At 71.9% G+C, this 25,834-nt stretch carries 19 protein-coding genes; 10 read left to right on the plus strand and 9 right to left on the minus strand.

Features of this window, described 5'->3' with window-relative positions:
• Positions 1–1,275: 1,275 nt before the first annotated feature.
• From ACGFH8_RS15725 to ACGFH8_RS15735, 3 genes are read right to left on the minus strand one after another with little or no spacing between them, the layout of a single operon-like run.
• Positions 1,276–2,040: a succinate dehydrogenase/fumarate reductase iron-sulfur subunit gene (locus ACGFH8_RS15725; protein WP_357245649.1), complete on the minus strand. Its 765-nt coding sequence runs from the start codon at positions 2,038–2,040 to the stop codon at positions 1,276–1,278.
• Positions 2,037–3,974 carry a fumarate reductase/succinate dehydrogenase flavoprotein subunit gene (locus ACGFH8_RS15730; RefSeq protein ID WP_393367513.1) on the minus strand — a complete coding sequence of 646 codons (1,938 nt, stop codon included), beginning with the start codon at positions 3,972–3,974 and terminating at the stop codon, positions 2,037–2,039. Before ACGFH8_RS15730 ends, ACGFH8_RS15725 begins: the two co-directional genes overlap by 4 nt.
• A gap of 1 nt (position 3,975) precedes the next feature.
• Positions 3,976–4,707: a succinate dehydrogenase cytochrome b subunit gene (locus tag ACGFH8_RS15735; RefSeq protein WP_393367515.1), complete on the minus strand. Its 732-nt coding sequence runs from the start codon at positions 4,705–4,707 to the stop codon at positions 3,976–3,978.
• A gap of 35 nt (positions 4,708–4,742) precedes the next feature.
• On the opposite strand from ACGFH8_RS15735, the gene ACGFH8_RS15740 reads away from it, so the two are divergent.
• Both ACGFH8_RS15740 and rfbB read left to right on the plus strand, forming a co-directional pair.
• Positions 4,743–5,672, plus strand: a complete 930-nt coding sequence (locus ACGFH8_RS15740; protein WP_393367516.1) for a LysR family transcriptional regulator — start codon at positions 4,743–4,745, stop codon at positions 5,670–5,672.
• Between the two features lie 160 nt (positions 5,673–5,832).
• Positions 5,833–6,873 (plus strand): dTDP-glucose 4,6-dehydratase, encoded by a 1,041-nt coding sequence (gene rfbB / locus ACGFH8_RS15745; RefSeq protein ID WP_393367518.1) that lies wholly within the window; start codon positions 5,833–5,835, stop codon positions 6,871–6,873.
• A gap of 19 nt (positions 6,874–6,892) precedes the next feature.
• On the opposite strand, the gene hrpA is transcribed toward rfbB, so the two are convergent.
• The gene (hrpA, locus tag ACGFH8_RS15750) at positions 6,893–10,963 is read right to left on the minus strand and encodes an ATP-dependent RNA helicase HrpA (protein WP_393367520.1); all 4,071 of its coding nucleotides are present in this window, start codon (positions 10,961–10,963) and stop codon (positions 6,893–6,895) included.
• A 166-nt stretch (positions 10,964–11,129) separates the two neighbouring features.
• Between hrpA and ACGFH8_RS15755 the strand changes: the two genes are divergently transcribed.
• A complete protein-coding gene (locus ACGFH8_RS15755) occupies positions 11,130–11,498 on the plus strand; it encodes a cytidine deaminase family protein (protein WP_393367522.1) in 369 nt (122 codons plus the stop codon).
• A gap of 46 nt (positions 11,499–11,544) precedes the next feature.
• On the opposite strand, the gene ACGFH8_RS15760 is transcribed toward ACGFH8_RS15755, so the two are convergent.
• Positions 11,545–11,904 carry a YciI family protein gene (locus ACGFH8_RS15760; protein ID WP_393367524.1) on the minus strand — a complete coding sequence of 120 codons (360 nt, stop codon included), beginning with the start codon at positions 11,902–11,904 and terminating at the stop codon, positions 11,545–11,547.
• Between the two features lie 129 nt (positions 11,905–12,033).
• Here ACGFH8_RS15760 and ACGFH8_RS15765 point away from each other — a divergent pair, with 129 nt between their 5' ends.
• The 5 genes from ACGFH8_RS15765 (at position 12,034) to ACGFH8_RS15785 (ending at position 18,304) form a co-directional block, all read left to right on the plus strand.
• Positions 12,034–13,968, plus strand: a complete 1,935-nt coding sequence (locus tag ACGFH8_RS15765; protein ID WP_393367526.1) for a multicopper oxidase family protein — start codon at positions 12,034–12,036, stop codon at positions 13,966–13,968.
• A gap of 61 nt (positions 13,969–14,029) precedes the next feature.
• Positions 14,030–15,070: a FecCD family ABC transporter permease gene (locus tag ACGFH8_RS15770; RefSeq protein WP_393367528.1), complete on the plus strand. Its 1,041-nt coding sequence runs from the start codon at positions 14,030–14,032 to the stop codon at positions 15,068–15,070.
• A complete protein-coding gene (locus tag ACGFH8_RS15775; RefSeq protein WP_393367529.1) occupies positions 15,067–16,338 on the plus strand; it encodes an iron chelate uptake ABC transporter family permease subunit in 1,272 nt (423 codons plus the stop codon). Before ACGFH8_RS15770 ends, ACGFH8_RS15775 begins: the two co-directional genes overlap by 4 nt.
• A gap of 20 nt (positions 16,339–16,358) precedes the next feature.
• The gene (locus ACGFH8_RS15780) at positions 16,359–17,294 is read left to right on the plus strand and encodes an ABC transporter ATP-binding protein (RefSeq protein ID WP_393367531.1); all 936 of its coding nucleotides are present in this window, start codon (positions 16,359–16,361) and stop codon (positions 17,292–17,294) included.
• A 62-nt stretch (positions 17,295–17,356) separates the two neighbouring features.
• The gene (locus ACGFH8_RS15785; protein WP_393367533.1) at positions 17,357–18,304 is read left to right on the plus strand and encodes an ABC transporter substrate-binding protein; all 948 of its coding nucleotides are present in this window, start codon (positions 17,357–17,359) and stop codon (positions 18,302–18,304) included.
• 163 nt (positions 18,305–18,467) lie between these two features.
• On the opposite strand, the gene ACGFH8_RS15790 is transcribed toward ACGFH8_RS15785, so the two are convergent.
• The 4 genes from ACGFH8_RS15790 to trmB form a co-directional block, all read right to left on the minus strand.
• Entirely contained in the window at positions 18,468–19,373 is a 906-nt protein-coding gene (locus ACGFH8_RS15790; protein ID WP_393367535.1) for an endonuclease domain-containing protein, read from the minus strand.
• A 364-nt stretch (positions 19,374–19,737) separates the two neighbouring features.
• Complete coding sequence (locus ACGFH8_RS15795; RefSeq protein ID WP_393367536.1) at positions 19,738–20,382, minus strand: hypothetical protein; 645 nt, start codon at positions 20,380–20,382, stop codon at positions 19,738–19,740.
• 156 nt (positions 20,383–20,538) lie between these two features.
• Complete coding sequence (locus tag ACGFH8_RS15800) at positions 20,539–23,052, minus strand: DEAD/DEAH box helicase (RefSeq protein ID WP_393367538.1); 2,514 nt, start codon at positions 23,050–23,052, stop codon at positions 20,539–20,541.
• A gap of 190 nt (positions 23,053–23,242) precedes the next feature.
• Positions 23,243–23,863: a tRNA (guanosine(46)-N7)-methyltransferase TrmB gene (gene trmB / locus ACGFH8_RS15805; RefSeq protein WP_393367961.1), complete on the minus strand. Its 621-nt coding sequence runs from the start codon at positions 23,861–23,863 to the stop codon at positions 23,243–23,245.
• A gap of 208 nt (positions 23,864–24,071) precedes the next feature.
• On the opposite strand from trmB, the gene ACGFH8_RS15810 reads away from it, so the two are divergent.
• Together ACGFH8_RS15810 and ACGFH8_RS15815 are read left to right on the plus strand one after the other, a co-directional pair.
• Entirely contained in the window at positions 24,072–24,812 is a 741-nt protein-coding gene (locus ACGFH8_RS15810; protein ID WP_393367962.1) for a hypothetical protein, read from the plus strand.
• Positions 24,813–25,108: 296 nt separating this feature from the next.
• Entirely contained in the window at positions 25,109–25,750 is a 642-nt protein-coding gene (locus tag ACGFH8_RS15815) for a class F sortase (protein ID WP_393367964.1), read from the plus strand.
• Positions 25,751–25,834: the final 84 nt, after the last annotated feature.

The following is a 25,834-nucleotide window of genomic DNA, read 5'->3' on the forward strand; positions in this document are numbered from 1 at the left end:
CCCGGCTCCGGGCGGTCAGGCTTGATCCCTCCGCCGGGCACGGTCGCCCCCAGCCCGTGGGTGGCCACTGCCCGTACCCGGCTCGCTCCCAACCCGGGCGCACCCGGCGCATCTCCCAGCGTGGACATGATCCACTCGGGTTCTTTGAAGTCGGGCCGTCAACGCGCCTCGGAAACCGCGACTTCATTGAACGCGAGTCGATCAAGCGGCCTGGCCGGGCTGGAGCTACGAGCCGTCATGACGAATCGGCATATCGCCGCCGTGCGCTCGGTGAGCTGACCCGTGAGCTGACCTGCGACTCCGGCCGTGCCCCGGGTCTGTGCCCCGGGTTGGTGCCCCGGGTCTGTGCCCCGGGTTGGTGCCCCGGGTCTGTGCCCCGGGTTGGTGCCCCGGGTCCGTGCCCCGGGTTGGTGCCCCCGGGTTGGTGCCCCGGGTCCGTGCCCCGGGTCCGTGCCCAGGGTTGGTGCCCCCGGGTTGGTGCCCCGGGTCCGTGCCCCGGGTCCGTGCCCCTGGCTCGTGGGCCGGGTTGATGGGGCGGGCCGGTGGGCGGGTCCGTCGGTGGCTGTTGCTTGTGCGCTTCGGGGACGGGTCAACGAGCCGCGCATCGAGCAGCGAAATGCTTGCCTTGAGGGTATTTGTCGCCCTGGTTTGCGGCTCATCCAGGCCGAGATCGACTTGATCCACTCGCGTTCCTTGAAGTCGCGGCATTCGAGGCCCGTTGACAGGCCGACGTCCTGAAATGCGAGTGGATCATGCGATGTAGAGGGGCGAGCGGGACACATCGGAGCCCAGCAGGTGCGGTGGGGCGAGGCGGGACTGGGCGAGGCGGTCCGAGGCGGGACACATCGGAGCAGACAGGTGCGATGAGGCGAAGCGTGACGGGGGTGAGGAGGTCGGTGTCGGGGCGAGGCACGTGGGGGCGAGGCACGTGGGGGCGAGGCACGTCGGGGCGAGGCATGACGAGGCGAGGTGTGGCGGGGGCGAGGTGTGGCGGGGCTAGGTGTGGCGGGGGCGAGGTGGGCTGTCTTTGACGGGGCGTCGGTAGGCCGCTGTCGGCGTACCCCAGCAGGAGCGCAACCGGCGGACGGGCCGTGACCAACGTCAGGGCTGGGGCGACCGTCCCCGGCGGAGGGATCAAGCCTGACCGCCCGGAGCCGGGGACGGTCGCCCCAGCCCCACCCGCAACCAAGCCCAAAGCCCGAAGCCCGAAGCAGGACAAACGCCAGACCGCCGTACCCCCTTGCGAAGGGTACGGCGGTCCAGGTGGTCGGCGCCTCAGGAGCCGGGGGTGTTGCCGGCCCCCTTGGCGGTGGCCGCGAGGTAGTCGCGGTTGAGGCGGCCGATGGTGTTCAGCGGGATGCCCTTCGGGCAGGCCGGGGTGCATTCGCCGGCGTTTGTGCAGCCGCCGAAGCCGGCCTCGTCGTGCGCGTCGACCATGCCGATGACCCGGGTGTAGCGCTCGGGCTGGCCCTGCGGCAGCAGCGAGAGTTGGGTGAGCTTGGCGGCGGTGAAGAGCATGCCGGAGCCGTTGGGGCAGGCTGCCACGCACGCGCCGCAGCCGATGCAGGCCGCCGACTCGAAGGCGGCGTCGGCGTTGGCCTTGGCGACCGGGGTGGAGTGGGCCTCGGGCGCGCTGCCGGTCGGCGCGGTGATGTAACCACCGGCGGCGATGATCTTGTCGAAGGCGCCCCGGTTGACCACCAGGTCCTTGATGACCGGGAAGGCGCTGGCCCGCCACGGCTCGATGTCGATCGTCTCGCCGTCGGTGAACTGCCGCATGTGCAGTTGGCAGGCGGTGGTGCCGCGCTGGGGCCCGTGCGCGTCGCCGTTGATCATCAGGCCGCACATGCCGCAGATGCCCTCGCGGCAGTCGTGGTCGAAGGCGACCGGGTCCTCGCCGGCGAGGATGAGCCGCTCGTTGAGTACGTCGAGCATCTCCAGGAAGGACATGTCCGGGGACACGTCGTCGACCGGGTAGGTCACCATCCGACCCTTGTCCTCAGGGCCCTTCTGGCGCCAGATGCGCAGGGTCAGGTTCACTTGTAGCTCCGCTGCGTGGGGTGGACGTATTCGAACTTCAGGTCTTCCTTGTGCAGCACCGAGGGCTCACCGGTGGCGGTGAACTCCCAGGCCGCCACGTACGCGAACCGGTCGTCGTCGCGCTGCGCCTCACCGTCGGAGGTCTGGTGCTCGGCCCGGAAGTGGCCGCCGCAGGACTCCTCGCGGTGCAGGGCGTCGATGCACATCAGCTCGGCCAGCTCGAAGAAGTCGGCGACGCGGCCGGCCTTCTCCAGCGACTGGTTCAGCTCCTCGCCGGTGCCGGACACCTTGACCCGCTGCCAGAACTGCTCGCGCAGGGCGCGGATCTCGTCGATCGCCTTGCGCAGCCCGGCCTCGCTGCGTTCCATGCCGCAGTGTTCCCACATGATCTGGCCCAGTTCCCGGTGGAACGAGTCCACGGTCCGGTCGCCGTCGACCGCGAGCAGCCGCTGGACGCGGTCCTCGACGTCGGTGCGCGCCTCGACGGCCGCCGGGTGGCTGGCGTCGACCTTCTCCAACGGGCCGGAGGCCAGGTAGTTGGCGATGGTGGTGGGCAGTACGAAGTAGCCGTCGGCGAGGCCCTGCATCAGCGCCGAGGCGCCGAGGCGGTTGGCGCCGTGGTCGGAGAAGTTCGCCTCGCCGATCACGAACAGGCCGGGGATGTTCGACTGGAGGTCGTAGTCGACCCACAGGCCGCCCATCGTGTAGTGCACGGCGGGGTAGATCCGCATCGGCACCTCGTACGGGTCCTCGCCGGTGATCCGCTCGTACATCTCGAAGAGGTTGCCGTACTTGGCCTCGATGGCCTTGCGACCGAGCCGGCCGATGGCGTCGGCGAAGTCGAGGTAGACGCCGAGCTTCGTCGGGCCGACGCCCCGACCCTCGTCGCACACGTTCTTCGCGGCGCGGGAGGCGATGTCGCGGGGGACCAGGTTGCCGAAGGAGGGGTAGATCCGCTCCAGGTAGTAGTCCCGCTCGTCCTCGGGAATGTCCTTCGGGCTGCGGTCGTCGCCCTTGGTCTTCGGCACCCAGACCCGGCCGTCGTTGCGCAGCGACTCGCTCATCAGGGTCAGCTTCGACTGGTGGTCGCCGGAGACGGGGATGCAGGTCGGGTGGATCTGGGTGTAGCAGGGGTTGGCGAAGTACGCGCCCTTGCGGTGGGCCCGCCAGGTGGCGGTGACGTTGCAGCCCTTGGCGTTCGTGGAGAGGTAGAAGACGTTGCCGTAGCCGCCGGAGGCGAGCACGACGGCGTCGGCCATCTCGGTGCTGATCTCGCCGGTGACCAGGTCCCGGACGACGATGCCGCGGGCCTTGCCGTCGACGAGGACCAGCTCCAGCATCTCGTGCCGGGCGTTCATCTCGACGTTGCCGAGGCCGATCTGCCGTTCGAGGGCCTGGTACGCGCCGAGCAGCAGTTGCTGGCCCGTCTGGCCCCGGGCGTAGAAGGTGCGCTGCACCTGGGCGCCGCCGAAGGAGCGGGTGTCCAGCAGACCGCCGTACTCGCGGGCGAACGGCACGCCCTGGGCGACGCACTGGTCGATGATGTTGACGGACACCTCGGCGAGCCGGTGCACGTTCGACTCGCGGGAGCGGAAGTCGCCACCCTTGACGGTGTCGTAGAACAGCCGGTGGACGGAGTCGCCGTCGTTGCGGTAGTTCTTCGCCGCGTTGATGCCGCCCTGGGCCGCGATGGAGTGCGCCCGGCGCGGGCTGTCCTGGTAGCAGTAGGACTTGACGTGGTAGCCCTGCTCGGCCAGGGTCGCGGCGGCGGAGCCGCCGGCCAGGCCGGTGCCGACCACGATCACCGTCATCTTGCGGCGGTTGGCGGGGTTGACCAGCTTGGCCTCGAAGCGTCGGGTCTCCCAACGCTTCTCGACCGGGCCGGCGGGAGCCCTGGTGTCGGCGATCGGGTCGCCCTCGGTGAAGAGTTCCATGTCAGGACACCAATCCGGTGAGTACGGCGAACGGGACCACCAGGTATCCGGCGCACAGCAGCACGGCGAAGACGAGCGCGGCGGTACGCGCCCGACGCTCGCCGCGCGGCGTCTGCTGGCCGAGGCTGCGGAACGCGCTGAACGCGCCGTGGCGCAGGTGGAAGCCCACCGCGAGGATGGCGAGCGTGTAGAAGAGCGTGACGTACCAGCGCTCCGGTGCGAAGTCGGCGACGACGTTGCCGTACGGCTTGCTGGCGTCGCCGACCGGGTTCAGGGTGCCGGTGGTCAGGTCCAGCAGGTGGTAGATCACGAAGAGCAGGATGATCACGCCGCCCCACCGCATGGTGCGGGCCGCGTAGCTGCCGTTGACCTTCTTGCGGTGGGCGTACTTGACCGGGCGGGCCGCGCGGGCGCGCCGGGCCAGCACGGTGGCCGCCACGATGTGGGCGACGACCGCCACCACCAGCACGGTACGGAGGATCCACAGGAACCAGACGCCGGGCAGCAGCGGCTTGCCGATGTCGCGCAGCCAGTGCGCGTAGTGGTCGAACGAGGTCTCCCCCGTGAACACCTTCAGGTTCCCGAACATGTGCGCGATGAGGAACAGCGCCAGCAGGATGCCCGTCACCGCCATGACGGCCTTCAGGCCGACGTTCGAGCGGATGGGCGACCGAGTTCTCGTGATTACCACAGGACCGACGCTAGGAGCACTTCGATCAGTCGTCCAATGCATCAAACTCGTAGTGTTGATAGCCGTAGGCTATGTAGATGCAGCTCCATCAGCTCAGGTACTTCGTCGCGGTGGCCGAAGTACGACATTTCACCCAAGCCGCCGACATCGTGGGCATCACTCAGCCGTCTCTCAGTAAGCAAATTCACGCTCTGGAGGCCGACCTCGGGGCACCCCTGTTCGAACGGGTAAGGGGCAACATCGCGCTCACCGCGGCGGGTGAGGTGCTGCTGCCGTTGGCCACCCGGATCCTCGCCGACGTGGAGACCGCGACCCGGGAGGTGCAGGAGCTGGTCGGGCTGCGCCGGGGCCGGGTCCGGCTCGGGGCCACCCCGAGCCTGGCCACCTCGCTCGCCCCGCCGGTGCTGCGCCGGTTCCGCGACGCCCACCCCACCATCGACCTGCGCGTCGAGGAGGGCGGCTCCCAGGACCTCGTCCGCGACCTGCTGCGCGGCGACCTCGACCTGGCGCTGATCATCATGCCGGCCCAGGGCGCCGATCCGGGCCTGCGCGTCGACCCGATCCTGCGCGAGAGCCTGGTGGTGGCCTCGGTGGGGGAGGTGGCGACCGCGTCGACGACCGGGGAGCTGCGCATCACCGACCTGCGCGACCAGCCGATGGTGATGTTCCGGGAGGGGTACGACCTGCGCGACGCCACCATCCAGGCGTGCCGCGACGCGGGCTTCGAACCGACGTTTGCGGTGGACGGCGGCGAGATGGACGCGGTGCTGAGTTTCGTCGAGGCGGGGCTCGGCATCGCGCTCGTACCCGGCATCGTGCTGGCTCGCCGGCCGGGCGTGCGGATCACCCCCCTCGCCCCGCCCGGCGTGCGGCGGACCATCGCGGTGGCCCGTCGGCGCGACGTCGTGCCGACCCACGCCGGCCGGGAACTGCGGCGGATCCTGCTCGACTACATCCAGGCGGCGATCGACGGTGACGACCTTCCGCCGGGGGTGGATCCGCTCTGATCGGGTCCGGTAATCGACCCACTGGGTTAATTCATGCTTAAGGCGCAGATATCACCGTCCGTGTCGGTGCGTGTCACCTAAGGTGGTTCCTTGCGGGCAAAAGCCCCATTCGTCTCAGCATGACGCGCCGACGCCGTTTCTCGCCGGCAGGGAGGCATCCATGAGGATCCTGGTTACCGGCGGTGCTGGCTTCATCGGGTCACATTTCGCGCGCAGTCTGCTCGGCGGGCGGTACACCGGGTTCGAGCACTGCGACGTGACCGTGATCGACAAGCTGACGTACGCCAGTGACCGGGCCAACCTGCCGGCCGCGCACCCCCGCCTGACGTTCGTCCGCGGGGACATCTGCGACCGGCAGTTGCTCGCCGACGTGGTGCCGGGGCACGACGCCGTGGTGCACTTCGCCGCCGAGTCCCACGTCGACCGGTCCATCGACGACCCGGCGCCGTTCTTCGAGACGAACGTGATGGGCTCGCACCACCTGCTGGCCGCGTGTGTCAGCGGTGGCGTCGGGCGGGTCGTGCACGTCTCCACCGACGAGGTGTACGGGTCGATCAGCACGGGCTCCTGGAACGAGAACTGCGTGCTGGAGCCCAACTCCCCGTACGCGGCGTCGAAGGCCGCCAGCGACTGTGTGGTCCGGTCCTACTGGCGCACGTACGACGTGGACGTGTCGATCACCCGCTGCGCCAACAACTACGGCCCGTACCAGCATGTGGAGAAGGTCATCCCGCGCTTCGTCACCAGTCTGCTCACCGGTCAGGACATCACCCTGCACGGCGACGGCAGCGCGGTGCGCGAGTGGCTGCACGTGGACGACCATTGCCGGGCCATCGCCCTGGTGCTGGCCAAGGGCCGGGCCGGCGAGGTCTACAACATCGGTGGTGACCTCGAACTCACCAACCGCGCCCTCGCCGAGCGGATCCTGCGGCTGGCCGGCGCCGGCTGGGAGCGGGTCCGGCACGTGCCCGACCGCAAGGTGCAGGACCAGCGTTACTCGCTGGACTATCGCAAGATCACCGATGAGCTCGGCTTCGCGCCGCAGATCCGGTTCGAGGACGGGCTGAGCGAGGTCTTCCACTGGTACCGGGAGAACCGGGCCTGGTGGTCGCCCGCCGCCGCGCCGGCCCGCGGCACGGCGCTGACCAGCGCCGTCCGGACCGTGGCAGGCCCGCGGGGGCTCTCCGTGCACGCGCGCTGACCGCCGCGAGCCGCTGGTGTCAGCGGCCCTCGGCGTCGTCCATCGCCCGGTAGATCCGCTGTTCCGAGACGGGGTACGGGGTGCCCAGCGCCTGGGCGAACACGTTCACCCGCAACTCCTCGATCATCCAGCGGATCTGCCGCACGGCGGTCGCCTGTCGGCGGGCCGGTGGCAGCGCGGCGAGCAGGTCGTCGTACTCCTTCTGCACCACCGCGACGCGGTCCTGCTGCTGGCGGTCCCGCTGCGGATTGCCGCCGAGACGTTCCAACCGACGCTCGATGGCGCTGAGATAGCGCAGCAGGTCGGGCAGTCGGGCGTACCCGGCCTCCGTGATGAAACCGGCGTGCACCAGACCGGCGAGCTGTTTGCGGATGTCGGCGAGCGCGGCCACCACGGCGAGGTTGCGGGTGGCGCCGAGTCGCTGTTCGACGGCGTACGCGGCGGCGAGCACCCGGCGGACCCGGTCCATCACCTCGACCACCGTGTCGACCAGGTCGGCCCGGACCTTCTCGCGCAGCGCCGCGAAGCCCTCGGCGTCCCAGGCCGGCCCGCCGGCGTCGCCGATCAGCCGGTCGATCGCCGCGCCGGCCGCGTCCTCGATCAGCTCCTGCACGCCGCCGTGCGGGTTGCGACTCAGCGCCAGCTTCGCCTCGTTGCTGAGCCGCCCCTGCAGGAACCGGGCGGGCGACGGCACGGTGAGTCGCAACAGCCGACGGGTGCCGGCCCAGTGCGCCGCCTCCGCCTCGGCGGGGGAGTCGAACACCTTCACCCCGACGGTGGCGCCCTCGTCGACGAGCGCCGGGTACGCGGTGACCGCGTAACCGGCACGGACCTGCTCGATGGTCCGGGGCAGGGTGCCGATGCTCCACTCGCGCAGCCCGGTACGGGCCACCTCCGGCGCGGCGGCCGCCACCACCTGGCGTACCTCCTGGCGGAGTTGGCGTTGCAGGGCCGGCAGGTCCTTGCCCTCGGCGACCGGCTTGTCGTCGTCGCCCAGGACCCGGAAGGTCACCCGGAGGTGGGCGGGGAGCTTGTCCGGCTCCCAGGCGTCGCGGGGCACGGTGACCCCGGTCATCCGGCGCAGCTCACGGGTGAGCGCGTCCAGCAGCGACGCGTCGCCGGGGGTGATCGCCGCCAGCGCGGCGCGGGCGTAGTCCGGCACCGGCACGAAGTTGCGGCGGATCGCCTTGGGCAGCGAGCGGATCAGCGCGATCACCGTCTCCTCGCGCAGCCCCGGCACCTGCCAGTCGAAACTCTCCGCCGGCACCTGGTTGAGCAGCGGCAGCGGAATGTCCACGGTGACGCCGTCGGTCGGCGTGCCCGGCTCGAACCGGTACGTCAGTGGCAGGCGCACCCCGTCGGCCTGCCACTCGTCCGGGTAGTCGTCCTCGTCGACCCCCGGCCGACCGTCGTTGACAAGCACGTCGCGGGTGAAGGTGAGCAGGTCCGGCTGCTCCCGGCGGGTCTTCTTCCACCAGCTGTCGAAGTGCCGCCCGGAGGACACGTCGGCGGGGATCCGCTGGTCGTAGAAGCCGAAGATGGTCTCGTCGTCGACCAGGATGTCCCGGCGTCGCGCCCGGCTCTCCAACTCCTCGATCTCGGCGAGCAGCCGCTTGTTGTCCGCCCAGAACTGGTGGTGGGTCTGCCAGTCGCCCTCCACCAGGGCGTGCCTGATGAACAGCTCCCGGCTCAACACCGGGTCGATCCGACCGAAGTTGACCTTGCGGGAGGTGACGAGCGGGACGCCGTACAGGGTGACCTTCTCGTAGGCCATCACGGCGGCCTGCTTCTTCTCCCAGTGCGGCTCGCTGTAGCTGCGTTTGACCAGGTGCTGTGCGAGGGGCTCGACCCACTCCGGCTCGACCCGGCCGGCGATGCGGCCCCAGAGTCGGGAGGTCTCCACCAACTCGGCGGCCATCACCCAACGCGGCGGCTTCTTGAACAGCGCCGAGCCGGGGAAGACGGCGAACTTCGCCCCCCGGGCGCCCAGGTACTCGTGTTTCTGGGCGTCCTTCAGGCCGATGTGCGACAGCAGGCCGGGCAGCAGCGACTGGTGCACCTTCTGGGTGTCGAACTCCTCCGGCAGGTCCGCGCCGCCGCGCCGGCTCTCCCCCCGGCCGGCGTCCGCGCCGTCGGCGGTGTCGCGCGCCGGTCGCCCACCGCGCCGGTCGCCGTCGGCCGGGGTACGCAGCACCTGCCGCAACTGGCCGACGATGTCCTGCCACTCGCGGATCCGCAGGTAGTTCAGGTACTCCGCCTTGCACATCCGGCGGAACGCGCTGGAGGACAGCTCCCGCTGCTGCTCCCGCAGGTAGCGCCACAGGTTGAGGTAGGCGACGAAGTCCGACTCCTTGTCGGCGAACCGGGCGTGCGCCTGGTCGGCCTGGGCCTGCTTCTCCGCCGGCCGCTCGCGCGGGTCCTGGATGGAGAGCGCGGCGGCGATCACCAACACCTCGGTGGCGCAGCCGTTGCGTTCGCCCTCCACCACCATCCGGGCCAGCCGCGGGTCGACGGGCAACTGGGCCAGCCGCCGGCCCAACGTGGTGAGCCGCTTCGCCGGGTCGGCCTCGGTCGGGTCCAGCGCGCCCAGCTCGTGCAGCAGGTTGACGCCGTCGGTGATGTTGCGCTTGTCCGGTGGGTCGATGAACGGGAACGCGGCCAGGTCGCCGAGCCCGATCGCGGTCATCTGGAGGATGACCGACGCCAGGTTGGTACGCAGGATCTCCGGGTCGGTGAACTCGGGCCGGGACAGGAAGTCCTGCTCGTCGTAGAGGCGGATGCAGATGCCGTCCGAGGTACGCCCACAGCGGCCCTTGCGCTGGTTGGCCGACGCCTGGGAGACCGGCTCGATCGGCAGCCGCTGCACCTTGAGCCGGCTGGAGTAGCGGGAGATCCGGGCGGTGCCCGGGTCCACCACGTACTTGATGCCGGGCACGGTCAGCGAGGTCTCCGCGACGTTCGTGGCGAGCACCACCCGCCGCGAGGTGTGCGCGGCGAAGACGCGGTGCTGCTCGGCGCTGGAGAGCCGGGCGTACAGCGGCAGGATCTCGGTGCCGAGCAGCGAGCGCTTGGTCTGCACCAGTTTGGCGAGCGCGTCGGCGGTGTCCCGGATCTCGCGTTCGCCGCTGAGGAAGACCAGGATGTCGCCGGGACCCTCGGCGGCCAGCTCCTCGACGGCGTCGCCGATCGCCTGGATCTGGTCGCGGACGGTCTCCTCGTCGCCGTCGCCGTCCTCCTCGCCCTCGGCGAGTTCGAGCAGCGGCCGGTAGCGCACCTCCACCGGGTAGGTGCGGCCGGAGACCTCGACCACCGGCGCGGGCACGCCCTCCGGCTCGTCGGCCGTGGGCGGACCGGCGAAGTGCCGGGCGAACCGGTCGGTCTCGATGGTCGCCGAGGTGATGATCACCTTGAGGTCGGGTCGGCGGGGCAGCAGCTCCCGCAGGTACCCGAGGATGAAGTCGATGTTGAGGCTGCGCTCGTGCGCCTCGTCGATGATCAACGTGTCGTACTGGCGCAGCATCCGGTCGGTCTGCAACTCGGCCAGCAGGATGCCGTCGGTCATCAGCTTGACCAGGCTGCGCTCGCTCACCTGATCGCTGAAGCGCACCTTGTAGCCGACCACGTCACCCAGCTCGGTGCCCAGCTCGTCGGCGATCCGGTCGGCCACCGTCCGGGCCGCCAACCGCCGGGGCTGGGTGTGCCCGATCAGGCCGTGCACCCCGCGCCCCAACTCCAGGCAGATCTTGGGCAGCTGGGTGGTCTTGCCGGAGCCGGTCTCGCCCGCCACGATCACCACCTGGTGATCGCGGATGGCGGCGGCGATGTCGTCCTTGCGCTCACTGACCGGCAACCCCGCCGGGTACGTGATCACCGGCACCGCCGCTCGGCGGGTGGCGAGCCGCTGCTCGGCCCGGACCAGGTCGGCGGTGATCTCGGCCAGTGCCGCCTCCCGGCGCTGCGGGTCGCGCAGCTTGCGGGCACCGTCGAGGCGCCGCTGGAGCCGGCGCTGGTCGCGGAACATCAGAGGGATCAGGCGGCGGTGCAGCTCGCGGACCGGGTCGGTCGCGACGGAGGCGGTTGGATTCTGCATGTCGTGCCCAAGGATAGGCAGCCTCGCGGCGTAGCGCCCCTGGGTTACCGGGTGGCCGGCTCTCCGCCCGGCTACCGACCGCCCGCCCGGCTGGCACCTCCGGTCCCTTCGCGGCCACGAGCGGGCCCTAGAGTTGGCGGCCGACGTCGAGCGCTGGGGGAGCCGGATGGAGATGCGCGACACCGACCGCGCGTTGGTGCAGGCCGCAACGGCTGTCGCCAAGCTGCGCTGCCGCAGCCCGCACCACACGGTCGCGTCGGCGGCCCGGACCGTGGACGGGCGGGTCTTCACGGGCGTGAACGTCCGGCACGACAGCGGGGACACCTGCGCCGAACTGGTCGTGATCGGCGCCGCCGCCACCCAGGGCGTCACCGAGTTGGAGACGATCGTCACGGTCGCCGACCGTGGACGCGAGGTCGTCGAGCCCTGCGACAGGTGCGGGCAGGTGCTCGGCGCCTACTTCCCGTCGCTGCGGGTGATCATCGGCACGGCGGACGACCTGCGGGTGGCCCCGGTCGAGGATCTGCTCGGCTGACCACCGAGGGCCCGCGCCCGACCACCGAGGGCATGCTCGGCTGGTCTCAGTCGCCCGCGGCCGCCTCCAGCATCGACCGAGGCATCGGCACGCTCTCGAACCGCACGTTGCCCTCCGGAACCATCCAACTCGTCACCCGTGCGACGAGCAGGCCGGCGCGGACGGCCGGATCGTCGGCGTAGAGCCCGCGCACCTCCTCCGCGGAGATCGAGAACACGACGAAGCCCCGCAGTTGGCCGTCGTCGGCGTCCAGCAGCGGCCCGGCCGCCAGCACCAGCCCCTGCTCCACGAACCCCGCCTGATGGTCCAGGTGGGCGCGGTGCACCCGGTCGCGCGCCTCCGGTGGCAGGTCCGGCGGATCCGACGGTCGGACCAGGAGGACGACCGTGTGCTGGTCGAATCGCATGGTGACAGCCTATGGCCCGATCGCAGCGGAACGTCCCTCTTATGGGTGTCATCGGCGTTCTGTCGCACTTGTTCCCGTCCGCGAAACTCATTCTCTTATCGAGGATCGGACGCGAATGGGAGGTGTGGCATGGTCACCAGACGAGGACTGCTCGCCGCCGGTGCCGCCGGTGGTGCCGCGGTGCTGGTCCCGGCGGGCTCCACGGCCGCGGGCCACGCGCTCGCCGGGGCGGCGCCGCTGCACGCCGCGGACATCCCCAAGTACGTCGCGCCGTTGCGGATTCCACCGGCCATGCCGGCGGTGGAGACCGGTCCCGAGCGGGACACGTACGTCATCGCGGTGCGACAGTTCCGCCAGCAGATCCTGCCGGCGTCCTGGCCGCGGACGACCGTGTGGGGCTACGGCTCCCCGGCCCATCCCGGCAGCTTCGGCTACCCGGCGCCCAGCATCGTGGCCCGGGTGGACCATCCGGTACGGGTGACCTGGATCAACCAGCTCGTCGACGGCCGGGGTGACTTCCTGCCGCACCTGCTGCCGGTCGACCCCACCCTGCACTGGGCCAACCCGGCGGGCGGAACCGCGGAACGGGACCAGCACGGGCACCGCGACGGCGACCCGCGGGGATACCGCGGGCCGGTGCCCCAGGTGGTGCATCTGCACGGTGGACACAGCCCGCAGGAGAGCGACGGGCACGCCGAGGCGTGGTACCTGCCGGTGGCCCGCGACCTGCCGTCCGACTTCGCCGTCTGCGGCAGCGCGTACGACGAGTTCCGGTCCCGCTTCACCGAGCGTTCCGGTCTGCGCTGGGGGGCGGGCGCCGCCACCTTCGAGTACGCCAACGATCAGGCGCCCGCCACCCTCTGGTACCACGACCACACGTTGGGGGTCACCGCCCAGAACGTCTACGCCGGACCGGCCGGTTTCTACCTGCTCGGCGGTGCCGGCGACCTGCCGGACGGGGTGCTGCCCGGCCCCGGCCCGGCCCACGACGATCCGCCGGACGCCCGCTACCGCGACATTCCGCTGATGATCCAGGACCGGAGCTTCACCGCCGACGGCGACCTGCTCTATCCGGGCGGGCACTCGTCACCCGGTGTCGGCTCCACCATCGTGGTCAACGGCCGCACCTGGCCCAGCCTCACGGTGCAGCGCCAGCGTTACCGGTTCCGCCTGCTCAACGGCTGCAACAGCCGTTTTCTGCTGCTGAGCGTGGCCGCCCACGCCAGGGCGCGACCGGCCCGCCCGGTGCTGCCGGTCTGGCAGATCGGCAGCGACGGCGGGTTCCTGCCCGAGCCGGTGCCGCACGAACGGGTGGCCCTCGGCCCCGCCCAGCGGGTCGACGCGATCATCGACTTCAGCGACGTGCCCGTCGGCACCGAGCTGTACCTCGTCAACGAGGGGCCCGACTGGGCGTACCGCGGGGGCCGGCCCGGTGTGGACTTCCCGCCGGCCGACCCGCGGACCACCGGGCAGGTGCTGCGCTTCGTGGTCACCGCCGCGACCGGCGCGGACCCGAGCGTGCCGCCGGAGCAGCTTCGGCTGCCGTCGCGCCCCCGGCTGCCGGCGGCCGAGCGGGTCCGGCGGCTGTCACTCAACGAGCGGATGTCCGGCCCGTCGGGGTCGATGACGATGCTGCTCGGCACCCTCGACGAGCGTGGTCGGGGCCGGCCGATGCGCTGGAGCGACCCGGCGACCGAGCAGCCCACCCTGGGCGCCACCGAGGTGTGGGAGGTCCGCAACTTCACCCGGCTCGTCCATCCGGTCCACCTGCACCAGGCCCAGTTCGAGCTGCTCGGCCGAGGGCATTCGGGCCGGGTGCGGCCGGCGCCGGAGGAGCGGGGACGGATGGACACCGTGCTCGCATACCCCTGGGAGGTGACCCGGATCAAGGCGCGCTTCGACCTGCCGGGCCGCTACGCCTGGCACTGCCACCTGCTGGAACACGAGGACAACGAGATGATGCGACCGCTGAACGTGCTGCCGGGCGGTGGCGCGGAGGCCGGGGACGGTGGCACGGCAGGCGTGCCGGAGACGTCCGCGCCGGCATCGACCGACGCTGGTTAGGTCGCTTTCCGCAGGTCGGCTAAGGTTAGGCGAACCTAAGCCCGATCGTGCAGGGAGATTCGTGACCGCGCTCGCCAGCCGGCCGACCCAGGTCCGCGGCCGGTCCCGCACCCGCCGCCGGCTGGCCGTCACCGTCGGGGCCGCCCTGGTGTTGCTGCTCGCCGTGCTGGCCAGCCTCGCGCTCGGCAGCCGACACCTCGACGTCGACCAGGTCTGGCATGCCCTCGTCGCACCGGACGGCGGCGACGCCAGCACCATCGTTCGCGAGCTGCGTATGCCCCGTACCGCGCTCGGCCTCGCCGTCGGTCTCGCGCTCGCCGTGGCCGGTGTGCTGTTCCAGGCGCTCACCCGCAACCCCCTCGCCGAGCCGCGCATCCTCGGCATCAGCGCGGGCGCGTCGTTCGGCGTGGTGCTCGCCATCTCCGTCTTCGGCGTCGGCACGCTCGCCGGGTACGTCTGGTTCGGCATCGCCGGAGCGCTGATCGCCGGGCTGCTGGTCTTCGCCATCGCCACCCGGGCCCGCGAGGGCGCCAGCCCGGTCACCCTCGCGCTTGTCGGCGCGGCGCTCGACGCCAGCCTGGCCTCCGGGGTGTACGCGCTGCTCAGCATCGACGCCCGCACCTTCGAGGAGTACCGGTTCTGGGTCGTCGGCGGGCTCGCCGGCCGCGACCTGTCGGTCACCGCGCAGGTGCTGCCCTTCGTCCTCGCCGGTCTGCTGCTGGCCGCCCTGGTGGCCCGAGGCCTGGACGCGTTGGCCCTCGGCGACGACGTGGCCCGCGGCCTCGGCCACCGCATCGGCCTGGTCCGACTCGGCGGTGGGCTCGCCGCGGTGCTGCTGACCGGCGCCGCGGTGGCCGCGGCCGGACCTGTCGCCTTCGTCGGGCTGGCCGTGCCGCACCTGGCCCGTGCCCTGGTCGGCGCGGACCACCGCTGGACCCTCGCCGTCTCCGCCCTGCTCGGCCCGGCGCTGCTGCTCGGCGCCGACGTCGTCGGCCGGCTCGTCGCCCCACCCGGCGAGATACCCGCCGGAATCGTCACCGCGCTGATCGGAGCGCCGCTGCTGGCGGTCCTGGTCCGCCGCGCCCGGGTGGTGACCGCGTGACCACCGCACACCGTCCCTCCGACCCGGCCGGTCCCTCCGACCCGGCTGGTCCCTCCGACCCGGCTGGTCCCGCCGGCTCGGCTGGTCCCGCCGGCTCGGCTGGCTCGACCGGCTCGGCTGGCTCGACCGGCTCGGCTGGCTCGACCGGCTCGGCTGGCTCGACCGGCTCGGCTGGCTCGACCGGCTCGGCCGGCCTGCCGGCCTCGGTGGCTGCCGCCTCGTCTGGCGCCGGCCACGCCTCGCTGCCCGGACGGTCGCTGCTGCGGATCGGCCCGGTCAGCCTGCTGGTCCGCCGCCGCGCGGTGCTGGTGGCCGCCGTGCTGACCGTGCTGCTCCTGCTGGCCGTCGTGCTCAGCCTCTCGCTGGGCACCCCGTACGTCGCCCCGGCCGACGTGCTGCGCGCGCTCTCCGGCGCGGGCACCCCGTACGACCTCGTTGTCTTTGATCTTCGGCTGCCGCGGGTCGTGCTGGCGGCGGTCGCCGGCGCGGCCTTCGGCGTGGCCGGCACCCTGATCCAGAGCGTGGCCCGCAACCCGCTCGCCAGCCCGGACGTCATCGGCATCACCCAGGGCGCCGGCCTGGCCGCCACGGTTGCCCTGACCAGCGGAATGGCCGCCGTGCTCGTGGCACCCACCGCGCTCGTGGGCGGGCTGCTCGCGGCGGTGCTGCTGTTCGCCCTGGGCGCCCGGCACGGGCTGGCCGCGCAGCGGTTCGTCCTCGCCGGCGTGGCGGTGGCGTTCGCCTTCCGGGCCCTGACCGAGGTGGTCATGCTCACCGCCGACCCGATCGACGGGCTGCGCGCGCAGATCTGGCTGATCGGCACCCTCGCCGGCAAGGGCTGGACCGAGGCCGCCTGGATCGCGGGCACCCTGCTGGTGCTGCTGCCGGTGCTGGCCTGGGCCGGTTGGGCGCTGAACAGCACCGCCCTGGACGACGACACCGCCCGGGGCGTCGGGTTGCGCCCGGTGGCGCGCCGGATCGGCCTGGCCGGCACCGGCGTGGTCGTCGCGGCGATGGTCACCGCCCAGGTCGGCGCCGTCGACTTCGTCGCGCTTGTCGCCCCCCAGGTGGCCCGGCGGCTGGTACGCGCCGAACGGCCACCGCTCGTCTGCGCGGCGCTGCTGGGCGCGCTGCTGCTGGTGCTGGCGGACCTGGCCGGTCGGCGGCTGTTCGCGCCCACGCAACTGCCCGCCGGGGTGCTGACCGCGGCGATCGGTGGCCCGTACCTCATCTTCCTGCTGCTGCGCGGACGGCGGCGGTCGTCGTGACGCCCCCAAGGAGTCGTGTGATGCTCTCCACCCGCGACCTGGTCGCCGGCTACGACGAGCGGACCGTGCTCGACGGCCTCGACCTGGACCTGCCCACCGACGCGTTCACCGTGATCGTCGGGCCGAACGCGTGCGGCAAGTCCACCCTGCTGCGCACGATGGCCCGGCTGCTCAACCCGCGCCGGGGCACGGTGCTGCTGGACGGCACCGCGATCCGCGACCTGCCCACCCGGGAGGTCGCCCGCCGGCTCGGCGTCCTGCCGCAGAGCCCGCTGGTGCCCGAGGGCGTCACCGTGGCGGACCTGGTCGGCCGCGGCCGGCAGCCCTACCAGCGCTGGTGGCGGCAGTGGTCGTCGGAGGACGGCGCGGCGGTGGACGAGGCGATGGCCCTGGCCGACGTGACCGACCTGGCGGACCGGCCGGTGGACAGCCTCTCCGGCGGTCAGCGGCAGCGGGTGTGGATCGCCATGACGCTCGCCCAGGACACCGACGCCCTGCTGTTGGACGAGCCGACCACCTTCCTCGACCTGGCCCACCAGGTGGAGGTGCTGGACCTCCTGCACCGGCTGCGCGTCGAGCGGGGTCGCACAGTGGTCGCCGTGCTGCACGATTTGAACCAGGCCGCCCGGTACGCCGACCACCTGGTCGCGATGCGCGACGGCGCAGTGGTCGCCGCCGGACCGCCCCGGGAGATCCTCACCGCCGACCTGGTCCGCGACGTCTTCGGGCTGGCCTGCGTGGTCGTGCCCTGTCCGGTGACCGGCGCGCCGCTCGTGGTGCCCGCCCATACCGGGGGCAACTCCCCGATCCGGTCGTCCACCGACGCGCCCGCCGCGGCGGGGACGTCTCGCGGCCCGGTCGCCGGACCGCGTCAGCCGTTCCGTGCCGTGCCGCGCACCACGCCCGTCGACGCGGACTACCCCGATTCGTCGAAAGCGTCGGTACCGGACGCCTGACCCGCCACCACCGGCGACGCGGCCACCCCGCTCGTCGGCTCGTACCCCTCGAAAGGACTCTGATGCGTCGTCTCGTCGCCGCTCTCACCGTGGCCGTCGCCCTCGGCGTCGGTCTCACCGCCTGTGGTGAGAGCGACCCGGTCGCCGGCTCCACCACCGGGGAGACCCGGGAGATCACCCACGCCATGGGCACCACAAAGGTCCCGGCGGACCCCAAGCGCGTCGTCGTGCTCGACACCGACAAGATCGACACGGCGCTCTCGCTGGGCGTCACGCCCGTCGGCGCGGCCACCGCAGGTGAGGCCAAGAGCTGGCCGACCTACTTCGGCGCGGACAAACTCGCCACCATCAAGACGGTCGGGGTGCTCGCCGAGCCCGACCTGGAGGCGATCAACGCACTCAAGCCCGACCTCATCCTCGGCAGCAAGTTCCGCCAGGAGAAGTTCTACGACGAACTGTCCGCCATCGCGCCGACCGTGTTCACCGACAAGGTGGGCATCACCTGGAAGGACAACTTCCTCCTCGACGGCAAGGCGCTCGGACGCGAGCAGCAGGCCAAGGACCTGCTCGGCGCGTACGAGAAGCGGGCCAAGGAGTTCGGCGCGACCCTCGGCGACGCCGCCGCGCGCAAGGTGTCGATCGTGCGCTTCCTCCCGGGCAACATCCGGGTGTACGGCCCCGACTCCTTCTCCGGCATCGTCCTCGGCGACACCGGACTGGGGCGCCCCGAGCGGCAGCTGCTCGCCAACAAGGAGGACAAGCGCTTCGACCTGGTCAGCCCCGAGCGGGTCAACGAGGTCGACGGTGACGTCATCTTCGTGACCGCGTACGGCGACAAGGCCGCCGCCGAGCAGGCCAAGGTGGCCGGCGGCACGCTCTGGAAGGGTCTGGGCGCGGTCAAGGCCGGCAAGGCGTACTCCGTCTCCGACGAGGTCTGGATGACCGGCATCGGCGTCGGCGCCGCCAACAAGATCCTCGACGACCTCGCCAAGTACCTCCCCGCCGCCTAACCCGCCGCACGCCGCACGCCGCACGCCGCACGCCGCACGCCGCACGCCGCACGCCGACGCGGCGCACGCCGCACGCCCGTGCCGGGCGATGATCGCGCTCGATCCAGGATGTAGTGGCATCCCCGCTCAGGGAGGCCACTACATCCATGTTCGAGCGCGATCATCACGACCGGGTGGCGCGGGAGCGAGCTTGGAGGGCTGCCCTGACCTCGGCGAGAAACCCGTCGAAGTCGTCGCGGAGGCGCCGGGCAGTCACGTGCAGCACGATCCACCCGTCGCCGAGCAGTCGGTTGAGCCGCCGGCGGTCCCGTTGGAACTGCTCGGGATCGTCGTGCCAGAGCCCGTCATATTCCACCGCCACCTTGAACTCGGGCCAGGCCAGGTCGAGCCGAGCGACGAACCGACCCTGGTCGGCCACGACCCACTGCGTGTGAGGGCGGGGCAGGCCGGCGAGCACCAGCCGCACGCGGGTGCGCGACTCCTGGGGTGACTCCGCGCCGGCGTCGGCCAGGTCGACCGCACGCAGCAGGGACCGCCAGCCGCGTCGACCGGCCCGGTTCAGCGCGTACTCGCGGAGGGCTTGCACGTTGGTGAGCCGCCTGGCCAGCATGCTGTCGAGGACGACCACCGCCTCGACCACGTCGAGCCACCGGGCGAGATCCCAGCAGGTCCGCGCGGGACTTGTCACCCTGAGCCCGGCCCTGTCCACCGCGTCGCCGGGGTCGAACTCTCCGTGGTGGATCCGGAGACCGGCGCTCGGCCCGGTCCGGGCGGTTCGTGGGACCAACACGTCTACTGGCTCGCTCGCCGTCGGTGCCGGGCAGCCGTACAGGGCTGCCGCGGAGCGGCCCGCGATGGCCGCTCCTGGTGGGATCAGCCAACGCCCGACGGCGGCGCACCTGACTCCGTGCGTGACCCGGACCCCGGCATCGGCGTAGATGTCCCGGAACAGTGGCCGCCACGCGGAACTGCGGAGGTCGTTTCGGCTCAACAGACCGCGTGAGACGGCGACCGAGCCGCGGAAGACCCGACCACACAACTGCGGCGGGCGTCGAGGAGCTTTCGGCATGCGCTCCAGGCTGACCGATCAACCGCGCGCTGCGCTGCCCCTGTGGATAACCATCGGTCGTGCGTCGGTTGCCGCGCACATCGTTATCCCCATGATCGCGCTCGAACACGGATGTAGTGGCCTCCCTGAGCAGGGATGCCACTACATCCTGGATCGAGCACGATCTTGCTGGGCCGCCCGCGCGAGGCGCGGGTGGGGTGGGCGTGGGCGTGGGCGTGGGCGTGGGCGTGGGCGTGGGCGTGGGTGGGGTGGGTGCGGGTGCGGGTGCGGGTGCGGGTGGGTGCGGGTGGGGTGGGTGCGGGCGGGTCGGGAGTGTGGGCTGCGGGTGCGGTGGGGGCGTGGAGTGGAGGGGGGAGGGGAGGGGTTAGGCGGCGGTGGACCAGATCGCGCGGAAGGCGGCGGCTTCGCCGGACAGCCAGCGTTCGATCTGGTCGGGCTTGGCGTCGCTGGGCATGCGGTGGGCCTGGCCACGGCGGACGTCGACCAGGACCGGCTCGGCGTGCGGGAGCACCGCGTCCATGTGTCGGGCCATCAGGTGCAGGGTGGCGAGCACCGATTCCTCGCTCGGTGGGGTCTCGTCGAAGTGCAGGCGGACCGCTTCGGCGCGACCGTCGGCGTGGCGTACCCCGAAGTGGGGGTTGATCTTGACGGGCAGGTCGCCCAGCATGGCCAGGGCGTCGCGGGTCTGGGCGAGATCGACGGCGGCGGGCTCGCCGAGGGAGTGCAGCCAGGCCGTGGCACCGGGGACGAGCGCCTGGTAGAGCGGGCGCCAGCGTGGCTTGACCACGTCGACCACCCCGGTCAGGTGCGTGCCGCCGGTGTGGAAGGCGATGTCGGCCTTGAGCGCCTTGACGAACTGGCCGTGCGGGTTGAAGCCGGACCGACTGGCGCGCTGCTTGCGCAGCCCGCCCACGAAGGTCGCCTTGGTGGGGCCGGTGCGGTCGACGTAGCGGGTGAAGCCGAGCAGCGTGGCGTACGGGGTGAGGGGCGTGGAGGCGGGAGCGGTCACGGGCGTCCTCCCTAGTCGTAATCCTGCAGGTCAGGAACTCGATTAGTACATACATTCTAATCGACGGGTCTGACATCGCCCAGCGAAAACGGGGGTGCGGAAAACGCGACAAAGGGGGCCGCCCGGCGTGCGGACGACCCCCTGTCGAGACGGCTGCTAGAGCTGGCCGACGTCCGTGATCCGGACGACCGCGGCGCCGACCTCGTCGGAGGCCACGAGGTCGATCTCGGCGCTGATGCCCCAGTCGTGGTCGCCGTTGGGGTCGTCGAAGCTCTGCCGGACGGTCCACCGCTCCCGGCCCTGCTCGATCATGAGCAGTGCCGGGCCTCGGGCGTCCGGTCCGACGCCGATCGAGTCGTACTCCTCGAAGTACGGCGCCAGCGCGTCGGCCCACGCGTCGTAGTCCCAGCCGTCGCCGGCGTCCAACTCGGCGAGCAGGTCCCAGCGGCGCAGCGCGGCCAGCTCCACGCGGCGGAACAGCGCGTTGCGCACCAGCACCCGGAACGCCCGCGCGTTGCGGGTCACCGCGGGCGGCCGGTCGGTGAGCGCGGCGTGCGCCTGGGCCACCTCGGCCACGTCGGACGGGTTGCGCAGCCGCTCCCACTCGTCGATCAGGCTGGAGTCGACCTGGCGGACCAGCTCGCCCAGCCACTCGATGAGGTCGATCAGCTCCTCGGTCTTGGCGTCCTCGGGCACGGTCTGGCGCAGCGTCTTGTACGCGTCGGCCAGGTAACGCAGGACGAGGCCCTCCGAGCGGGTCAGCCCGTAGAACTGCACGTACTCGGTGAAGGTCATCGCCCGCTCGAACATGTCGCGGACGACGGCCTTGGGGGAGAGCTGGTGGTCGGCGACCCACGGGTGGCCCTGCCGGTACATCTCGTACGCGGCCTCCAGCAGCTCGGCGAGGGGCTTCGGGTGGGTCACCTCGTCGAGCAGTTCGAGGCGGGCCTCGTACTCGATGCCCTCGGCCTTCATCGCGGCGACCGCCTCGCCGCGCGCCTTGAACTGCTGCGCGGACAGGATCTGCCGGGGGTCGTCGAGGATCGACTCGATCACGCTCAGCACGTCGAGCGCGTACGACGGGGACTCGGCGTCGAGCAGCTCGATGGTGGCCAGCGCGAGGGGGGAGAGCGGCTGGTTGAGCGCGAAGTCGAGCTGGAGGTCGACGGTGAGTCGGATCCGCCGGCCGGTCTCGTCCGGCTCGGGCAGCTCCTCCACGACCCCACCGGCGCGCAACGCCCGGTAGATGGCGATCGCCCGGCGGATGTGCCGGCGCTGGGCGGCGGGCTCCTCGTGGTTGTCGGTGAGCAGGTGCCGCATCGCGCCGAACGCGTCCCCGGGCCGGCCGATGACGTTGAGCAGCATCGAGTGACTGACCTGGAAGCTGGAGGTCAGCGGCTCCGGCTCGGCGTCGACAAGCCGGTCGAAGGTCGGCTGGCCCCAACCGATCGAGCCCTCCGGCGGCTTCTTGCGGACCACCTTGCGCCGCTTCTTCGGGTCGTCGCCGGCCTTCGCGAGGGCCTTCTCGTTGTCGATGACGTGCTCGGGGGCCTGCACCACGACCCGGCCGATGGTGTCGTACCCGGCCCGACCGGCCCGCCCGGCGATCTGGTGGAACTCCCGGTTCTTGAGCAGCCGGGTACGGACCCCGTCGTACTTGGACAGGCCGGTGAACAGCACGGTGCGGATCGGCACGTTGATGCCGACGCCGAGGGTGTCGGTGCCGCAGATGACCTTGAGCAGGCCGGCCTGGGCGAGGGTCTCCACCAGGCGGCGGTACTTGGGCAGCATGCCGGCGTGGTGCACGCCGATGCCGTGCCGGACCAACCGGGACAACGTCTTGCCGAAGCCGGACGTGAACCGGAAGGCACCGATGGCCTCGGCGATCATGTCCTTCTCGGCCCGGGAACAGACGTTGACGCTCATCAGCGCCTGCGCGCGTTCCAGCGCGGCGGCCTGGGTGAAGTGCACGACGTACACCGGGGCCTGCTTGGTCTCCAGCAGCTCTTCCAGTGTCTCGTGCAGCGGCGTCATGGCGTACGAGAAGATCAGCGGGACCGGCCGCTCCGCCGTGCGCACGACGGCGGTCGGCCGCCCGGTACGCCGGGTCAGGTCGTCGACGAACCGGGTGGTGTCCCCGAGCGTCGCGGACATCAGGATGAACTGGGCCTGCGGCAGCTCGATGATCGGCACCTGCCAGGCCCAACCCCGGTCGGGCTCGGCGTAGAAGTGGAACTCATCCATGATCACCTGGCCGACGTCGGCCTTCGCGCCCTCGCGCAGCGCCAGGTTGGCCAGGATCTCCGCCGTGCAGCAGATGATCGGGGCATCGGCGTTGACGCTGGCGTCACCGGTGAGCATGCCCACGTTCTCGGCGCCGAAGACCTCGCAGAGGGCGAAGAACTTCTCCGACACCAACGCCTTGATCGGCGCGGTGTAGAAGGTCGTCCGGCTGTCGGCGAGGGCCGCGAAGTGCGCGGCGATCGCCACCAGGCTCTTTCCCGAGCCGGTGGGCGTGTTCATGATCAGGTTGGCGCCGGAGACGATCTCGATGACCGCCTCCTCCTGGTGGGGATAGAGGTCGAGGCCGCGCTCCTTCGCCCAGCCGGCGAACGCGTCGAAGAGGGTGTCGGGGTCGGCGCTTGTCGGCAGCGCGGCGGTGAGCGTCATATCCCGTCCATGGTGCCTGGATCATGCCCCGCTCCGCCAACCCGGCGTCCACCGGACCCCCGTCCGGGCGTCCCGAGCGCCCCGCCGCGCTCAGGCGTCGCGCCGCCGCGTCCGGGCGTCGCGCCGGTCCGCTCGGGCGTCGCGCCGGTCCGCTCGGGCGTCGCGCCGGTCCGTTCGGGCGTCTCGCCGGTCACCGTCGGCGGTAGAGCAGGTCGGCGACCGGCCGGCCGGCCGTGATCGCCCGCCGCTCGAACTTCGTCACCGGCCGGTGCGCCGGACGCGGCGCGAAGCCGCCGTACGCGTCCACCAACTCCGGGTCCGCGTCGAGGGTCTCCCGCATCGCCTCCGCGTACTCGGCCCAGTCGGTGGCGCAGTGCAGCGTGCCACCGGGCCGCAGCCGGGACCGCAGCAACGCCACGTGCGCCGGCTGGATGATCCGCCGCTTGTGGTGGCGGGCCTTCGGCCACGGATCCGGAAAGAAGACGTGTACGGCGTCCAACACATCCGTGGGCAGGCCGCTGACCAGGGACAACGCATCACCCTGAGCCACCCGTACGTTGTGCAGGCCGAGCCGGTCGGCCAGGTCGAGCAGGTTGGCGATTCCCGGCGTGTGCACCTCGACCGCCAGATAATCTCGATCCGGGTCGGCGGCAGCCATCGCGGCGGTGCTGTCGCCCATGCCCGAACCGATCTCCAGCACCACCGGGGCCCGGCGACCGAACAGGTCGGCGGGCACGACCGGTCCGTCCGGAACATCCAGGCCGTACGCGGGCCAGAGCCGGCCCAGCGCATCTGTCTGCCGGTCGCTCATCCGGCCCCGGCGGGGATGGAACGTCCGGATCGTCCGGCTCACGGGCGGGACGACGGGGTCATGTTCGGTGGCGGTCACAGCCAACCGAGCCTACGCGACGCCGCCAGCGAATCGGATGTGATGTGGGACCGGAAATGAGAGGATCCAACTGGTACGGCAGGTCGGGTGCTCCGCTGCCCGACCCGGCCGCGCGGCGTCGAGAGGGGGCATCGTGACAGTGACCCGCGGCGGCGTGACCCTGTCGGTGCTGACCGTCCTCGCCGGCCCCCTGCTGACCGCCACGCCGGTCTTCGCGGCTGTCCCGGTGGCCGCTGCGCCGGTGTTCGCTGCTGCGCCGTTGTTCGCCGCTGTCCCGGTGGCTGCTGCACCGGTGGCCGCTGCACCGGTGGCCGCTGCGCCGTTGTTTGCCGCTGTCCCGGTGGCTGCTGCGCCGGTGGCTGCTGCGCCGGTGGCCGCTGTCCCGGTGTTTGCCGCGCCTCAGCCTGGACCGTCGAACGGCCAGCCGCAACCTGACCCGCCGGTGGACATCTTCGTCGAGGTGAGCCCGAGCACCGTGCAGCCCGGCTACCTGGTCGGCATCCGGGCGAGCTGCGGGGACAACTCGATCGGCGCGACGGTGGTCTCCGACGCGTTCGGCGCGGTCGGCGTGCAGCCGCAGCACGGGCTGCTCACCGCCGCGCCGATGGTGCGGGACCGTACCCGACCCGGCAACTACCGGGTCAAGTTGGAATGCCGCAACGGCGAGACGGCCTCGACCATGCTCCAGGTGGTGAAGAAGGTCCCGACCTATCCGAGTCGCGGCCCGGCCACCGGCTTCGGTGGCGGTGCCGGTGGCGTGACCGGCAAACTGCTGCTGCCCGTTGGCGCGGCGTTGACGGTCTCCGGCCTGATCCTCGCCGTGCTGGCGCTACGCCGGCCACGCGCCGCCCGTGGCATCGGACTCCACTGACCGCCATGGAGATCTTCCGTCCCACGCCGCCGCCGGCCGGCTCCCGCCCGCCGGCCGCCTTCGGTTTCCTGCCGCCCGCTGGTGGTCGTCCGCCCGCTGGTGGTCGTCCGCCCGGGGCGGGGCGTCCGCCCGAAAATGGCCGCCCGCCCGAGGACGACAGCCTGTCGGCGGACGACAGGTGGCCCGAGGACGACAGCTTGCCGGCCGACGACGGCTGGTCGGAGGAGCGCCCGCCGGCCTCGGAGCGCCCGCCGGCCTCGGGTCGCCCGGCGGTGGCTGCTCGCCCGGCGACCGCCGTGACGCCGCGGCGCAGTCGTCCGCCCGGCCGCAGCCCCTGGTCGGTGCCGCTGGCCGTGGTGCTGGTGCTGGTGGGGGTCTTCGCCACCGGGGCGGGGCTGGGCCGCTCGGTCGGCCCGTTCGACCTGGCCCCGGCCGGTGGTGACCGGCCAGCACGCAGCGAGTCGGCCGGATTGTCGGCCAGTCGCCCGGTACGCCTCACCGTCCCGGCGATCAAGGTGGCCGCGCCCGTGGCACCCGTCGGGCAGGCGCGGGACGGCTCGATCGCCGTACCGCCGCTGGAGCGGCACAACGAGACCGGCTGGTACGACCGCGGCCCCACGCCCGGCGAGCCCGGTCCGGCGGTGATCGTCGGGCACGTGGACACCAAGAGCGGCCCGTCGGTCTTCTACGAACTGGGCAAACTCAAGCCGGGCGACCTCATCGAGGTGGCTCGCGCGGACCGGTCGACGGTGACCTTCAAGGTCGACACCGTGGAGCACTTCCCGAAGGACCGGCTGCCCGCCGAACGCATCTACGGTAACGACGGCCCCGCCGGGCTGCGACTGATCACCTGCGGCGGCCAGTTCATCGGCGGTCGCACCGGCTACGCCGACAACGTGATCGCCTTCGCCACCCTCCAGTCCTCCCGCAAGCCCTGACCCGAGCACACCAGGCCGCTGACCCGCCCTGCTGGCCGCCCGCCCGCCCGGCTGACCCGCCCGCCCGGCTGACCCGCCCGCCCG

This window comes from Micromonospora sp. NPDC049175, from assembly GCF_043197345.1.
Taxonomy (GTDB): Bacteria; Actinomycetota; Actinomycetes; order Mycobacteriales; family Micromonosporaceae; genus Micromonospora.

Coding starts and splice junctions, on each gene's coding strand:
- ACGFH8_RS15730 (WP_393367513.1), bottom strand. CDS start 3,974: ATGGAACTCTTCACCGAGGGCGACCCGATCGCCGACACCAGGGCTCCC.
- ACGFH8_RS15735 (WP_393367515.1), bottom strand. CDS start 4,707: ATGCATTGGACGACTGATCGAAGTGCTCCTAGCGTCGGTCCTGTGGTA.
- ACGFH8_RS15740 (WP_393367516.1), top strand. CDS start 4,743: ATGCAGCTCCATCAGCTCAGGTACTTCGTCGCGGTGGCCGAAGTACGA.
- rfbB (WP_393367518.1), top strand. CDS start 5,833: ATGAGGATCCTGGTTACCGGCGGTGCTGGCTTCATCGGGTCACATTTC.
- hrpA (WP_393367520.1), bottom strand. CDS start 10,963: ATGCAGAATCCAACCGCCTCCGTCGCGACCGACCCGGTCCGCGAGCTG.
- ACGFH8_RS15755 (WP_393367522.1), top strand. CDS start 11,130: ATGGAGATGCGCGACACCGACCGCGCGTTGGTGCAGGCCGCAACGGCT.
- ACGFH8_RS15760 (WP_393367524.1), bottom strand. CDS start 11,904: ATGCGATTCGACCAGCACACGGTCGTCCTCCTGGTCCGACCGTCGGAT.
- ACGFH8_RS15765 (WP_393367526.1), top strand. CDS start 12,034: ATGGTCACCAGACGAGGACTGCTCGCCGCCGGTGCCGCCGGTGGTGCC.
- ACGFH8_RS15780 (WP_393367531.1), top strand. CDS start 16,359: ATGCTCTCCACCCGCGACCTGGTCGCCGGCTACGACGAGCGGACCGTG.
- ACGFH8_RS15785 (WP_393367533.1), top strand. CDS start 17,357: ATGCGTCGTCTCGTCGCCGCTCTCACCGTGGCCGTCGCCCTCGGCGTC.
- ACGFH8_RS15790 (WP_393367535.1), bottom strand. CDS start 19,373: ATGCCGAAAGCTCCTCGACGCCCGCCGCAGTTGTGTGGTCGGGTCTTC.
- ACGFH8_RS15800 (WP_393367538.1), bottom strand. CDS start 23,052: ATGACGCTCACCGCCGCGCTGCCGACAAGCGCCGACCCCGACACCCTC.
- trmB (WP_393367961.1), bottom strand. CDS start 23,863: ATGAGCGACCGGCAGACAGATGCGCTGGGCCGGCTCTGGCCCGCGTAC.